15 protein-coding genes and 1 pseudogene are annotated in these 13,233 nt (G+C 67.4%); 10 read left to right on the forward strand and 6 right to left on the reverse strand.

All coding sequences use genetic code 11. The annotated features are described in order from the left end of the window. Window positions 1–19 precede the first annotated feature (19 nt). The 7 genes and pseudogenes from QH195_RS08115 to QH195_RS08145 all read left to right on the forward strand — a co-directional run. A pseudogene (locus QH195_RS08115) lies at window positions 20–103 on the forward strand (DUF397 domain-containing protein); the annotation flags it as partial. A 146-nt stretch (window positions 104–249) separates the two neighbouring features. Continuing rightward, window positions 250–1,110, forward strand: coding sequence for a mycofactocin-coupled SDR family oxidoreductase (locus QH195_RS08120; RefSeq protein ID WP_280426180.1), 861 nt, complete (start codon window positions 250–252; stop codon window positions 1,108–1,110). A 169-nt stretch (window positions 1,111–1,279) separates the two neighbouring features. Next, complete coding sequence (locus QH195_RS08125) at window positions 1,280–2,644, forward strand: cytochrome P450 (protein ID WP_280426179.1); 1,365 nt, start codon at window positions 1,280–1,282, stop codon at window positions 2,642–2,644. Window positions 2,645–2,706: 62 nt separating this feature from the next. After that, a complete protein-coding gene (locus QH195_RS08130) occupies window positions 2,707–3,798 on the forward strand; it encodes an amidohydrolase family protein (RefSeq protein WP_280434926.1) in 1,092 nt (363 codons plus the stop codon). A gap of 9 nt (window positions 3,799–3,807) precedes the next feature. Further along, window positions 3,808–4,953, forward strand: coding sequence for an amidohydrolase family protein (locus tag QH195_RS08135; protein ID WP_280426177.1), 1,146 nt, complete (start codon window positions 3,808–3,810; stop codon window positions 4,951–4,953). A 293-nt stretch (window positions 4,954–5,246) separates the two neighbouring features. Beyond that, the gene (locus QH195_RS08140) at window positions 5,247–5,612 is read left to right on the forward strand and encodes a Rieske (2Fe-2S) protein (RefSeq protein ID WP_280426292.1); all 366 of its coding nucleotides are present in this window, start codon (window positions 5,247–5,249) and stop codon (window positions 5,610–5,612) included. 93 nt (window positions 5,613–5,705) lie between these two features. Next, a complete protein-coding gene (locus QH195_RS08145) occupies window positions 5,706–6,575 on the forward strand; it encodes an alpha/beta fold hydrolase (RefSeq protein ID WP_280434927.1) in 870 nt (289 codons plus the stop codon). Between the two features lie 17 nt (window positions 6,576–6,592). Here the strand turns inward: QH195_RS08145 and QH195_RS08150 are convergent, their stop codons facing one another. Then, window positions 6,593–7,066 (reverse strand): hypothetical protein, encoded by a 474-nt coding sequence (locus tag QH195_RS08150; RefSeq protein WP_280426175.1) that lies wholly within the window; start codon window positions 7,064–7,066, stop codon window positions 6,593–6,595. A gap of 295 nt (window positions 7,067–7,361) precedes the next feature. On the opposite strand from QH195_RS08150, the gene QH195_RS08155 reads away from it, so the two are divergent. Next, window positions 7,362–8,690 carry an NADH-ubiquinone oxidoreductase-F iron-sulfur binding region domain-containing protein gene (locus tag QH195_RS08155; protein ID WP_280434928.1) on the forward strand — a complete coding sequence of 443 codons (1,329 nt, stop codon included), beginning with the start codon at window positions 7,362–7,364 and terminating at the stop codon, window positions 8,688–8,690. Further along, a complete protein-coding gene (locus tag QH195_RS08160; RefSeq protein WP_348536826.1) occupies window positions 8,687–8,938 on the forward strand; it encodes a ferredoxin in 252 nt (83 codons plus the stop codon). The genes QH195_RS08155 and QH195_RS08160 overlap by 4 nt, the downstream gene beginning before the upstream one ends. Window positions 8,939–9,254: 316 nt before the next feature. Here QH195_RS08160 and QH195_RS08165 read toward each other — a convergent pair whose 3' ends face one another. Continuing rightward, window positions 9,255–10,145 carry an RNA polymerase sigma-70 factor gene (locus tag QH195_RS08165; RefSeq protein ID WP_280434929.1) on the reverse strand — a complete coding sequence of 297 codons (891 nt, stop codon included), beginning with the start codon at window positions 10,143–10,145 and terminating at the stop codon, window positions 9,255–9,257. A gap of 171 nt (window positions 10,146–10,316) precedes the next feature. Here QH195_RS08165 and QH195_RS08170 point away from each other — a divergent pair, with 171 nt between their 5' ends. After that, on the forward strand, window positions 10,317–11,084 hold the full coding sequence (locus QH195_RS08170) for an SDR family oxidoreductase (protein WP_280434930.1): 768 nt from the start codon (window positions 10,317–10,319) through the stop codon (window positions 11,082–11,084). Between the two features lie 3 nt (window positions 11,085–11,087). On the opposite strand, the gene QH195_RS08175 is transcribed toward QH195_RS08170, so the two are convergent. The 4 genes from QH195_RS08175 to QH195_RS08190 are packed head-to-tail and all read right to left on the reverse strand — an operon-like array spanning window position 11,088 to window position 13,230. Then, a complete protein-coding gene (locus tag QH195_RS08175) occupies window positions 11,088–11,330 on the reverse strand; it encodes a hypothetical protein (RefSeq protein WP_280426171.1) in 243 nt (80 codons plus the stop codon). Further along, window positions 11,300–11,809 carry a twin-arginine translocation pathway signal gene (locus tag QH195_RS08180; protein ID WP_348536827.1) on the reverse strand — a complete coding sequence of 170 codons (510 nt, stop codon included), beginning with the start codon at window positions 11,807–11,809 and terminating at the stop codon, window positions 11,300–11,302. The genes QH195_RS08175 and QH195_RS08180 overlap by 31 nt, the downstream gene beginning before the upstream one ends. Next, a complete protein-coding gene (locus QH195_RS08185) occupies window positions 11,806–12,903 on the reverse strand; it encodes a hypothetical protein (protein WP_280434931.1) in 1,098 nt (365 codons plus the stop codon). Before QH195_RS08185 ends, QH195_RS08180 begins: the two co-directional genes overlap by 4 nt. A 21-nt stretch (window positions 12,904–12,924) precedes the next feature. Then, window positions 12,925–13,230 (reverse strand): hypothetical protein, encoded by a 306-nt coding sequence (locus QH195_RS08190; protein ID WP_280426169.1) that lies wholly within the window; start codon window positions 13,228–13,230, stop codon window positions 12,925–12,927. Between the last annotated feature and the right edge of the window lie 3 nt (window positions 13,231–13,233).

Genomic DNA, 13,233 nt, shown 5'->3' on the forward strand with positions numbered 1-13,233 from the left:
CATTGAAGGAGTGGAAGCAATGAGGGACCTATCTACCGCCCAATGGTTCAAGAGTAGTAAGAGTAGTGGTCAGGGCGATTGCGTAGAGGTCGCGTTCCTGGACGGCGAGACGGTGGGGGTGCTACCCGCGTGGGGGGGGGGGCGGGGTGCGCGGGGGGGCTCGGGCCGCGCACCCTGCCCCGTGCCGCCGCATCCGGCGGTCCGGCACACCCGGGCAGGTCTGGCGAAAACAGATCGAAAGGGAATGCTGTGGGACGTGTTGAGGGCAAAGTCGCATTCATCACGGGCGCCGCGCGCGGTCAGGGCCGCAGCCACGCCGTACGACTGGCAGAGGAAGGCGCCGATATCATCGCCGTCGACCTGTGCCAGAACATGTCGACCATCGGATACCCGCTGGCCACGCCCGAAGACCTCGAGGAAACCGTGCGCCTGGTCGAGAAGACCGGCCGCCGGATCGTCGCGACCCAGACCGATGTCCGTGACGCCGTCGCACTGAAGGCGGCACTGGACGCAGGCGTCGCCGAATTCGGCAAGCTCGATATCGTGATCGCCCAGGCCGGTGTCGCCGGTATGAAGGGCCAGCCCGATATCCAGGCGTGGATCGACGTCATCAATACGAATCTCGTCGGCACGATCAATGCCATCCAGGCCGCGCTCCCTCACCTCGGTGAGGGAGCGTCCATCGTGGCCACCGGTTCCACCGCGGCGATGGTGGACGTCAGCAAGATGGACAATCCGGGCTCGGATCTCGGTGGTATGGCCTATGTGCACTCCAAGCGCGCGCTGTCGTATTACATCTTCGATATCGCCCGCCATCTGGCGCCCCGCGGTATCCGTGCCAACGCGGTGCACCCGACCAACTGCAATACCGACATGTTGCAGAGCGAGCCCATGTACCGCTCGTTCCGGCCGGATCTGGAGAACCCGACCCGCGCCGACGCCGAACCCGCCTTCTATGTCCAGCAGGCCATGAAGACCCCGTGGATCGAGCCGGTCGATATCTCCAACGCCATTCTGTACCTCGTCTCCGACGAAGCCCGCTTCGTCACCGGTATGCAGATGCGCGTCGATGCCGGCGGCTACCTGAAGTGGTACGACCACAAGCTCTGAGCCGCACCCGGCCACCCCGGCACAGGCGGCGCGCGCATTCGCAGGCGATCGACGCGCGCGCCGCCGGCCCGGGGGCGAGTCGGCAATCCGACGACTCCCGGAGCGGCGCAGAGTTCCGGGCCCCCGGCGAAGGTTCGCCGACCAGTGACCAGCAGAGGGACAACAGACCGTGACTTCAACGGATAACGACCAGCGCAAGAAAAACCGGTTCCATTTCGATCGGCACACGCCCGAATACCGCGAGCAGTTCACCGAGATCACCCACGAAATGCACGCGAAATGCCCCGTGGCCTGGACCGATACCTACAACGGACACTGGGTCGCCGCGAGCGGTAACGCGGTATTCGAACTGGCCCGCTGCCCGGAGGTCTCGGTCGACCACGATGTGCACAACGAGCGCCGGGGCTATGTGGGTATCTCCATTCCCACCCCGCGCCGCGCCGCCATGGTGCGCGGCGGCATGCTGGAGATGGACGATCCCGAGCACCGGACCTATCGGTCGGTGCTCAACCCGTACTTGTCGCCCGCCGCCGTGAAACGCTGGCAGCCGTTCATCGACGAGATCGTCCGCGCCTGCCTGGACGAGAAGATCGAAACCGGCCGTATCGATTTCGTCGACGATCTCGCCAATATCGTGCCCGCCGTATTGACCCTGGCCATGCTGGGCATTCCGCTGAAGAAATGGTCGGTGTACAGCGACCCGGTGCACGCCTCGGTCTACACACCCGAGGATTCACCGGATGCCGCCCGGGTCGCGGAAATGCACCGCACCATGGGTATCGATATCCTGACCAGCCTCAACGATGCCAAGACCGCTCCGCGGCCGGGCCTGATCAAGGCGCTCACCGAACTGCGGATCGACGGTGAACCGGCTCCCGATATGGAATTGCTCGGAATGATCGGCCTGCTCATCGGCGGCGGTTTCGACACCACCACCGCGCTCACCGCGCACTCCCTGGAGTGGTTGTCGGACAATCCGGACAAACGCGCGGAACTGAGCCGCGACCGCGACGAACTGCTCGATCCGGCCACCGAGGAGTTCCTGCGCTACTTCACTCCCGCCCCCGGCGACGGCCGCACCATCGCCGACGACTGCACCTATCAGGGCATCGACTTCAAGGAGGGCGACCGGCTGTGGCTGTCCTGGGCGATGGCCAACCGCGACCAGACCATCTTCCCCGACGCCGACGACATCATCATGGACCGGAAGGGAAACCGGCACTTCAGCTTCGGTCTGGGGGTGCACCGGTGCATCGGGTCCAATGTGGCCCGCACGGTGTTCAAGTCGATGCTGCTGGCGGTGCTCGACCGGATGCCGGACTACAAATGCGACCCGGAAGGCACGGTGCACTACGACACCATCGGCGTGATCCAGGGGATGCGTAATCTGCCGGCCACCTTCACCCCGGGTGAACGCGTCGGCCCGGGCCTGGACGAAACCCTGGACCATTTGCAGCGGATCTGCGACGAGCAGGGCCTGGCCGCGCCGGTCACCGAACGGCCCGACGCCGCGGTGATCGACTTCCAGTACTGACCGCAGGTGCCGGCCGACACCTGAACTCGGCCGGCACCCTCGATTCTCGACGAGGAATCGCGATGAAGAATCTGCCCGACGGCACCCGCACTCCGGTGATCGATACCAGCGTGCATATCTTCTTCCGCTCGAACGACGATATGCGCGCACATCTGCGTGAGCCGTTCAAGAGCCGCGGAATCCCCGACGCCGAAATGGACTGGTACGGCGCACCCGGCGGCGAATACGTCGAGGGTGCCCGCGGACCGCACAAGGGATACCCGGGTTCGGATCCGGAATTCGTGGGGCAGCAGTTGTTCGGTGAACGCGGTACCGATGTAGCAGTCCTGCATCCGATGACCCGCGGAATACTGCCCGATCGTCACCTCACCACGGCGGTACTGTCCGCCCACAACGACATGATGGTGTCGCGCTGGCTCGACAGCGGCACCTATCACGAGCGCTTCCGCGGCACCCTGCGCGTCAATCCCGAGGACATCAGCGGCGCACTGCGTGAAATCGACCGGCTGGGCGATCACCCCCGCATCGTCCAGCTCGGCATCCCGCTGCAATCGCGCGAAGTGTACGGAAAACCGCAGTTCTGGCCGCTGTGGGAGGCCGCCGCGGCAGCGAACCTGCCGGTCGCCGCCCATATCGAGACCGGGGAGAGTATCGGCCTGCCGCCGACACCGTCCGGCCATCCGCGTACCTATGAGCAGTACTACGGGTTCATGGGCCTGAACTACATCTATCACCTGATGAACATGATCGCGGAAGGTGTTTTCGAGCGATACCCGGGCCTGAAATTCGTCTGGGCCGACGGCGGCGCCGATCTGCTCACCCCGTTCACCTGGCGGATGGACACCTTCGGCCGGCCACACCTGGAACAGACCCCGTGGGCACCCCGGATGCCCAGCGACTACCTGCCCGGACATGTGTATTTCGTCCACGCCACGATCGACGGCCCCGGCGACGCTCCCTTCGCCGCGGAGTGGCTGGACTTCACCGGGAAGGACGAGATGGTGATGTTCGGGTCCAGCTATCCGCACTGGCATTCCGGCGATACCGACGTCCTGCCGGCCGCGCTGACCACCGAACAGCGCGAAAAACTGCACTGGCGAAATGCCGCGCGGCTGTACAGCATCGATGTAGACGCCGTGACGGCGGTCGGCTGAGGAGGCGCTATGACCACGGCTCAGGACCGAGCACGGGTTCCTTCCACGGAACTGGTTCCGGTACGCGTCGTAGATTCCGATGTCCACCCGGTCCCCCGCCGGGGCGATCTGGTGGAACATATTCCGGAACCATGGCGCAGCTCGTACTTTCTCAGTCGCCGCGTCGGTGACACCATCGTCTACGACGCGCCCGATTACGCACATTCGAAGGCCATGCGTGTCGATACCTTCCCCGAGGACGGTGAATTCCCCGGCAGCGACCCGGATATGGCCTTCCGGCAGCTCATCATGGACGCCGGCTCCGATATCGTGATCCTCGAGCCCACCGTGGTGGCCACCCGGCTACCCGAGGCCACCGCGGCAATGGCCACGGGAGTCAACGGATGGCTGAACGCGCAGTGGCTGGATCCGCACAACAACTGGCATCAGCGCTGGCGCGGTTCGATCTGTGTGGCGATCGACGATCCGGCCTCCGCGGTCGCCGAGATCGAGCAGTGGGCCGGGCATCCCTATATGGCGCAGATCCTGATCAAGGCCGAACCGCGGCCCTCCTGGGGCGACGCCCGATACGACCCGATCTGGGCTGCCGCGGTGAAACACGATATGCCGGTGAGCTGCCATCTCAGCCGCGGCGCCTTCGAGACCATGCCCATGCCGCCGGTCGGGTTCCCCAGCTACAACCACGATTTCATGGTCACCTACTCGCTGCTCGCAGCCAACCAGGTGATGAGCCTGATCTTCGACGGGGTCTTCGACCGGTTCCCCGCGCTGCGCATCGTATTCGTGGAACACGCCTTCACCTGGATCCTGCCGCTGATGTGGCGGATGGACGCCGTCTACGCGGCCCGCGGCTCGTTCATGTCGATCAAGCGGAAGCCCTCGGAATACGTGAAGGAACACATCAAGTTCACCACCCAGCCGCTGGACTACCCGGAGGACAAGACCGAACTCACCCGGGCGTTCGAATGGATGGAGGCGGACAGGATTCTGCTGTACTCCTCGGACTACCCGCACTGGACCTTCGACGACCCGCGCTGGCTGGTGAAACACCTCCCGCCCGCGGCACGGGAAAAGGTGATGTTCCGCAACGGTATCGAGACGTATCACCTGCCGGAAACCGTTCCGGCGCTGCCCGGACAGGTGCGGGTGCACTGATGGCGGACGCAAGCGAGACTCCCGTGCGCCCGCCGGGCCCGAGCGCATCGGCGGTACCCGGCAGCGCCGGCTCGGAGCAATCCGGCAGTTCCAGTTCCGGGGCGCGGTCCGTGGCTGCGCCCGATGCCCGGCTCGACAGCGCCGCTTCGGCACCGGTTGCCGGCACCCCCGAAGACCGATCCGGCGCTTCCGCGGCGGTTTCCGGGGATGCGGCCACCGACGTGCCCCTCGGCTCGGCAGTCGCCGGCAGCTCACCCGGCAGTCCCGCACCGGCGCCCGGCCCCCCGCCACGGCTGGCACAGGGGCGCGAGCATATCGTCGCCACCGTGGACGAGATTCCGCCCGGCTCGTCCAAAGTCGTGCCGATCGGGCGGCACGGGGTCGGGGTCTACAACGTCAACGGCACCTTCTACGCCATCGCCAACTACTGCCCGCACGAGGGTGGCCCGCTGTGTGCGGGCCGGGCGCGCGGGCGCACCGTGGTCGACGAATCGGTGCCCGGCGATTCGGTGATGGTGCGCGACAACGAATTCATCTACTGCCCCTGGCATCAGTGGGGATTCGAGCTCGCCACCGGTACCACCGCGGTCAAACCCGAATGGAGTATCCGCACCTACCCGGTGCGGGTGGTCGGCGACGACGTACTGGTCACCGCCTGACCCGAACAGCAGAGCCCGGCCGGCCGCTCGTCTGCGCCGGCCGCGGGAGTTTCCGCCCAGGGCGGCTCCCCGAACCCTTGGCAGGAGTGTGCTATGCCCGCGGCAACGGTCAACGGCGGCAAGGTGGTTTACGAGATCCTCGGCGACACCGGGGATCTCATCGTGCTCACACCCGGTGGCCGCTACAGCAAAGAGATCCCCGGGCTGCGGCCGCTGGCCGAGGCACTGGTCGTCGGCGGTTATCGGGTCCTGCTGTGGGACCGGCCCAACTGCGGCGCCTCCGATGTGCAGTTCTACGGGCAGACCGAATCGCATATGCGCGCCGAAACCCTGCACGGACTGCTGACCGAACTGGGTACCGGGCCGGTGATCCTGGCCGGCGGCTCGGGTGGGGCGCGGGATTCGATGCTCACCACGATGCTGTACCCGGAGCTGGTCACCGACCTCGTGCTCTGGAATATCGTCGGCGGGGTCTACGGCACTTTCAACCTCGGCGCCTACTATGTCCTGCCCAGCTTGCAGACGGTCCGGGCGCTCGGTGCAGAGGGCCTGTTGCGGATGAAGGAATGGCAGGAGCTGATCGCGGAGAACCCGGACAACGAACAGCGGTTGCGGGCGCTGGATTCCGACGAGTTCGTGAAACTCTCGCTGCGCTGGCTCAACGCCTATGTACCGAAACCGGGTCAGACGATCCCCGGGGTGGACGACGAGATGTTCGAACGGATCCAGGTACCCACCCTGATCATTCGCGGCGGCGCCAAGGATATGGACCATCCGAAACGCACCTCGCTCGAGGTGCACTGCCTGATCGAAGGATCACAGCTGATCGACCCTCCGTGGCCCGAGGACGCCTGGGAACGCGCCCTGGAGGACCGCGCGCAGGGCCGGGCGAAGCAGTACAACATGTTCGACACCTGGGTGCTGGCCGCCCCGGAGATCCTGAAATTCCTGGGCGACCGATGATCCCCGGCCCCGCGGCCTCATACCGTGCTGATCCGGACCTCACAGTTGGTCGAGGCTTCCAGCGCGGTGTGGACCCGGCTCTCCGGGACCCGCTCGAGATCGGCCTCGCGCAAACGCACCTGCAGGATGTCGTAACCGGCCGTACCCGGCACCCGGATGATCTCCCCGGTGAGGCCGAAACCGGCCAGCACCCCGTGCGCGTCGGCGTCGGTCCCGCGACTGACATAGGTGACGACGCCCGCAACCGGTTCGGTACCGAACACCCGCGCGCAGACCTCGACGACCCGCACCGTATCCGCGGCCGCGTCCGCGGTATCGAGCAGTACCTGCACCTCACGCCGGGAGCGCGGAGCGGCACCGAGATCCTTCTCCAGTACCTCACCGCCGGTATCGGCGAGCACGGCGGCCAGTTCCGCCATACCGCGGGCCAGCGATTCGCCGGTGAGCTCACCGGCCGGATCGACATTCACCCGCAACACCGCAGTTCGCATGCATACGAGCCTAACGGGCCCGTACGGGCGCAGCCCATCCCCGGAACGGGCACGGCCACAAGGAACGAGCCGGTCGCGGCGGGCCACCCGCCCCACATGGGACGCCGAGTGCCCCGTCGGCTGGTGTGGCGGGTGCACCGCCCACCGACCGGTACGGGCGGGTTCCGCGCAAGTACGCCGGGAACCACCCTGCTCGGGGTGGCGGGCGCGCCGCCCGGTGACGCGCACATTCGGAGCGAAGGCGGGGGTAGACACCATACGAGCGGCCCGGCGCCGCACCCACTCAGGAGGCACGATGCAGCACACCTTCTCGTCGGCCGGGGGCCTGGCGGTGGTTCCGTATCCCGGTAGCGAGCCACGGCTTCTGCGGCTCGCGACCGGGGCCGAGACCGCCTACGAATACCGCGACAGCGGCGGCTACCGGCCGATCGGCGCGGTCGCCGCACTGGCCGATGCCGTCGAACGCAGTGGGTTGCGGGGGCGCGGCGGTGCCGGATTCCCGTTCGCGGTGAAAGTGAACAGTGTGCGCGCGGCGAGCCCCGCCGGCGCCGGCGTGCCCGCCGGCTGGACGGAAACCGTTGTCGTCGCCAACGGCGAGGAGGGCGAACCCGCTTCCTTCAAAGACCGTTGGCTGCTCCGTAACCGCCCGCATCTGGTGCTCGACGGACTGCGGCTGGCCGCCGCGCTGGTGAGCGCCCGGCGCGGCTTCGTCTATGTTTCCGATCCGGAAGCCGAGCGGTCGGTGATTTCGGCACTCGACGAGCTCGGCGGCACAGTGCCCGGCGGCCCGGAACTCGCTGTCGTCCGGGTCGATCCCGGGTACGTCGCCGGTGAGGAAACCGCCGCGGTACAGGCGATCAACGGCGGCCGCGCCGTCCCCACCGACAAACCGCCACGCCCGTACGAAGCAGGTGTGGCCGGGTTGCCCACCCTCGTCAGCAATGTCGAAACCCTCGCCAACCTGCCCTTCCTGGACCGCTGGGGCGCCGACGCGTACCGCGGCGCGGGTACCGCGCTCTCCCCCGGCACCTTCCTGGCCACTGTCACCGCCGCGCACCGGCCACCGGCCCTGTACGAACTGCCCTACGGCCTGCCGGTCACCGATCTGCTCGCTCTGCACGGCATTCCGGCCGATTCGGTGCGCGGAGCCCTGGTCGGCGGATATTTCACCGGCCTGCTCGACCGCACGTTCACCGGTCTGGCCCTCGATCACGAAACCCTGCGCCGCGCCGGTTCGGGCCTGGGCTGCGGTGCCCTCGCCGTCCTCACCGAGGAGTGTCCGGTCGCCGTCGCGGCGGCGGTCCTGAACTACTTCGACCGGGAAAACGCCGGCCAATGCGGCTCCTGCTTCAACGGCACAGCCGCCATGGCCGCCGCTGCCACCGCACTCGCCGAGGGACGCGCCGCCGGGGACGACCTCGAACGCCTGCGCCGCTGGTCGACGGTCCTGCGCGGTCGCGGTGCCTGCGGCACCCTGGACGCCGCCTGCAATACCGCGGCAAGCCTGCTGGACCGCTTCCCGCAGGAGGTCGCCGCACATCTCGACAACCACTGCCCGGACTGCGCGGGCAGCCCCGCGACCGACCGAGCCCCCTACCGAGTGGAAACGAAGGCGCTGCTGTGAAGATCAAACTGGACCGCACACTCTGCGACGGTTTCGGTATCTGTGCCAAACACGCCCCGGACCATTTCCCCCTCGACGACTGGGGTTACGCCTCCCTCGCCGGCGACCCGGTCATCGCGCCCGGCGACGAGCCCGCGGTGCACCGCGCACTCCTCGACTGCCCGGTGCACGCCATCACCACATTGCCGGAGCGGAACCACTCTGTCGCCGAATCCGTCTCCACTACAACGCACTCCGCGCGGAAATAGCGTCCGGCGACGCATCCGCTGTGCCACGACGTAACTTCGCCTTGACAGCCGGATTCAGCATCGACCAGGGCACTTGGTATCGGCCGAGCACAACACAGCGGGGCGGGCGGCGCCGAAGCGCGAAGTGGCGCTTCGAGGGCTGGGCCGGAGCGGGATACCCGGTCGGATTGCCGGCCGTCGCGGTGCAAAGTAGACAAATGTCGGTGGCCCTGTGGTCCGGTGACGTCCCGGGAGAATCGGAGCAGTGGTACGGGTCCGGGGTCACATACACAGGCACCGCAGCCGGGGAACGCACGGCCGGTCACCGGATGAGAGCTCACCTGCGCAACAGGGTTTCCTCGTGCACCCGCGCGAGCTTGTCCGGGTTGCGCACGATATAGAGCCCCGTCACCCGGCCGGTGTCGATGCGCAGCGCCACGACATCGTCGATCTGCCCGCCGGATCGGACGATGAGGGCCGGCGAGCCGTTGATATGCACCGGTTCGGCAGTGAGCGCGTCGCCGAACCGCGGCAGGCCGAGCGTCAGCAGGCGGGCCACCGCTTCGGCCCCCACGATCGGTTGCAGGGCCGCTTCCTTCACTCCGCCGCCGTCACCGAGGAGCACCACGTCCGGGGCGAGTAGGTCGAGCAGACCCTGGAGCTGCCCGGTTTCGATCGCGCGCTGGAAGGCGGCCAGCGCATCGCGGGTTTCGGCGGGTGAGACGATCCCGCGTGGCCGGCGGGCGGCGACATGGGCCCGCGCCCGATGGGCGATCTGGCGGGCGGCGGCCGGGGTCTTGTCCACGGCCTCGGCGATTTCGTCGTATCCCAGATCGAATACCTCGCGCAGCACGAATACCGCGCGTTCGGTGGGTGCGAGCGTTTCCAGTACCAGCAGCATCGCCATCGACATGTGCTCTGCCAATTCGACATCCTCGGCGACGTCCGGAGTGGTCAGTAGCGGTTCCGGCAGCCACGGGCCGATATAGGACTCCCGGCGCCGGCCGAGCGTCCGCAACCGGGTCAGCGACTGGCGGGTCGTGATCCGCACCAGGTACGCGCGCGGATCACGCACGGTCCCGAGATCGACCCCCGCCCATTTCAGCCAGGTCTCCTGCAGCACGTCCTCGGCGTCGGCGGCCGAGCCCAGCATTTCGTAGGCGACGGTGAAGAGCAGGTTGCGGTGGGCGACAAAGATCTCGGTGGCCGGGTCCGTGCGCTCGCTCATGGTGACTCCTGATTGTTCCTCGACTCGGCAGAACACACACGGGACGCCGGCCGATCCCGTCCTGTGACATTCACGACCGGTGGTCCCCATCACACCGGTGCGCTGTCACAAGCGAAAGGCCGTCGGCATCTCATGGTCGTTCAACGCACAGCGACCACAAGTGAGGACCCAGTGAACAACCGAAACACCAACGGCAGGATCGCCCTCGTCACCGGCGCCAATAAAGGTATCGGCCGCGCGACGGCCGAACTGCTCGCCGCGCAGGGCACCACAGTCCTGATCGGCACCCGGGATCCGGAACGCGGCGAGGTGACCGCCGCGGCAATCCGCGAATCGGGAGGCGAGGCGCAGGCGGTCGTGCTGGATGTCACGGTCCGGGCCACCATCCAGGCAGCCACCGAACAGCTCGCGCAACGATTCGGGCATCTCGACATTCTGGTCAACAACGCCGGTATGACCGGCTATCGGCAGGTCGACCCCGACAAGGCCTACGACCAGGTACCGAGCACCGTGGATCTCGATATGGTCCGGGCGGTGTTCGAGACGAACGTCTTCGGCGTGATCGCGGTGACCAACGCCTTCCTCCCGCTGCTGCGGCGGTCGCCGGCGCCGCGCATCGTCAATGTCGGCAGCCACGCCGGCTCGCTGACCCTCATCGGCGACCCCGAAGGCCCCTTCTCGGGATTGCTGCCCTCAGCGGCCTATTCACCATCGAAGACCGCGCTCAATGCACTGACCGTGAACTACGCGAACGAGTTGCGCAAAGACGGCATCCTGGTCAACGCCGTGGCGCCCGGCTATGTCGATACCGACAGCAACAACCACACCGGATTCCTGACACCCGCCCAGGGCGCCGCGGTCCTCGTACGCCTGGCCACGCTCGGCGCGGACGGGCCGACCGGCGGATTCTTCGCCGAGGACGGCCCCCTGCCCTGGTGAAAGTCAGCGCGTTTCCTGCCAGCCGCACGGCATTCCGCAGGTGATATGCATTTCGCTGTCGGTCGTGCCGTCGGCGAAGGTACGCACGGTGGTCGACGCTTCGGCCGTGTAGCCGCAGCGCGGGCAGACCGAGAAGTAGTCGAGCACCGGATAAACCGTGACGAGCACCGGCGCTTCGGATCGGATCCGGGATGCGCGGACCGGGTCGCCGGTGTTCAGACGGGATCGAACGACGAGATCAGCCATGAGTCCTCTACCTTCGACAGCGTCACCCGGACGCTACTGGCGGCCAGCGCCGGATCGGGTTTTTCGGCGCTGGTGGTGGTCTGGTTGATGAACAGCAGCGCCACCGCCGAATCGGGATGCATCTCGGCCACCGCCGACCGCACGACGGTCGCCGACGTCTTCACCGATTTCTCCTTCGCGGCGGGCGCGATCACCTTTTCGGTGAACTGGGTGTAGTAGGTGAGGAAATCACCGGTCATCTTGGATTTCGCGGACGCGAAATCCTGGTCCAGCGATTCGGGGGAATACGAGAGCAGGGCGACGGTGCCCTCGGTCGCGGCGGAGAGCACTTCGTTCTTCGCCGCGTCACCGCGGGTGTCGGGCCGGTACTGGAAGACCAGCAGCGCGGCGGCGACGGCCACCGCGACCACGGCCACCAGGGCGAGCAGCACCGGTTCCGGGGACCGGCGGACCGTACGGAGGAAGCTGGGGATTGTCACGGCACGAACTCCACTTTCGACATCTTCCACTCCGAGCCCTCACGGGTAACGGTGACGCTGAGCCGCCATACCCGCGGTTCCTGCTGCGCGCCCGCCGAGTTGGTGACCCGGGAGACCGCCGATACCAGCACGACCGCCGATTCGTCGGTCATGGATTCGACGGCGGCCGCGGTGATCTCACCCTGCGTCGCGACCTTCGACTGTTCGACAACCTTGGTGAAGTCCTCCGACCGCGTCTGGAAATCGGTCCGGAAAGCCCCCGTGGAATGGTCCAGGACTCGTTTCACATCATCGACGGCCCGGCCGGAATCCAGCGTGGTGAGCGCGATGACACCTTCCCGGGCGGCATTGAGGAACTCGTCCTCCCGCGCCTGGTCCGCGGCGATCTGCTGGTGGTTCCATATCGAATACCCGCCGGTCACCAGGCAGGCGAGCACGATCACCGCCACCAGTACCCGAGCCACTGCCCGGCGACTCGGCCGCCGCACCGTGCTCGTTGTCAACCGCCTCCGGGCGGCCGCGAACCGGCCCGTCGCGGTATCGCCATCGGAATCAGCATTTTTCGACGAATCGGGGCCCTTCGTATCGTCGCCGGAGCCGGCGGTTTTCAACGAATCGGCGGCCGGATCCGGACTTGTCGCGGTGTCGCCCCCGGGCGTAGAACCCGGACCGGCATCCTCCGGCGCGGCCGTGGGCTCCGATCCGGGACTTTTCGACAACGACGCTGTTTTCGCCTCGGCGGGCACCGTCTCCGACGTCGCCCGCCCGGTGCCCGATGCGGAACGGGCGGCATCGCCCGTCACCGAGTCGTCCGCGACCGCACCCGTGTCCGTGGTGTTCGCGGTGGGCGCGGGGCCCGGTGTCCCCGAACCCGCCGGCACCGCGGCACTGCCGTCCGTGCCGGGCTCCGCGGCCGTGTCCGATCCCGCGGCCCGGTGTTCGCCCGCCTCGCGGCGCAGGTTCGCGGCCCGGGCCCGCGCTCGGGCCGCGGTCGCGGACGCCTGCGCGGCCAGCGCCTCGGCTTCCGCCGCCGCTGCCTCGGCATCGGCTTGTTCGGCCGCCAGGATCAGCGGGTCGGTGGCGGTTTCGGGCATCTATCCCACCTCGATCACTCGTCAGTCGCTTGCGGGCAGCGGCTTTGCTTCCTTGATGGTCAGCGGTGTGGTCCCCACGCTGAGGGTGCCGGCACCCGCCTTGGTCACCAGGACTTCCGCGCCCTGGTCGTCGACGTAGCGTTTACCGATCAGGTTGCCATCGGCGAAACCGTCCTGCGGTCCACCGTCCGCGGGGACCGCGCCACCGTCGATGGGCACCATCGGCACCCCACCGGCGCGCAGATCGTCGAGGCTGTCGGCGGCCCGCACGATGATCACTTCGGTAGTACACACCTGACTCCGTAGCCGGGTCCCGGTTTTGGCCATGAT

Source organism: Nocardia carnea (assembly GCF_029868855.1).
In the GTDB taxonomy this organism is placed as follows: domain Bacteria; phylum Actinomycetota; class Actinomycetes; order Mycobacteriales; family Mycobacteriaceae; genus Nocardia; species Nocardia carnea_A.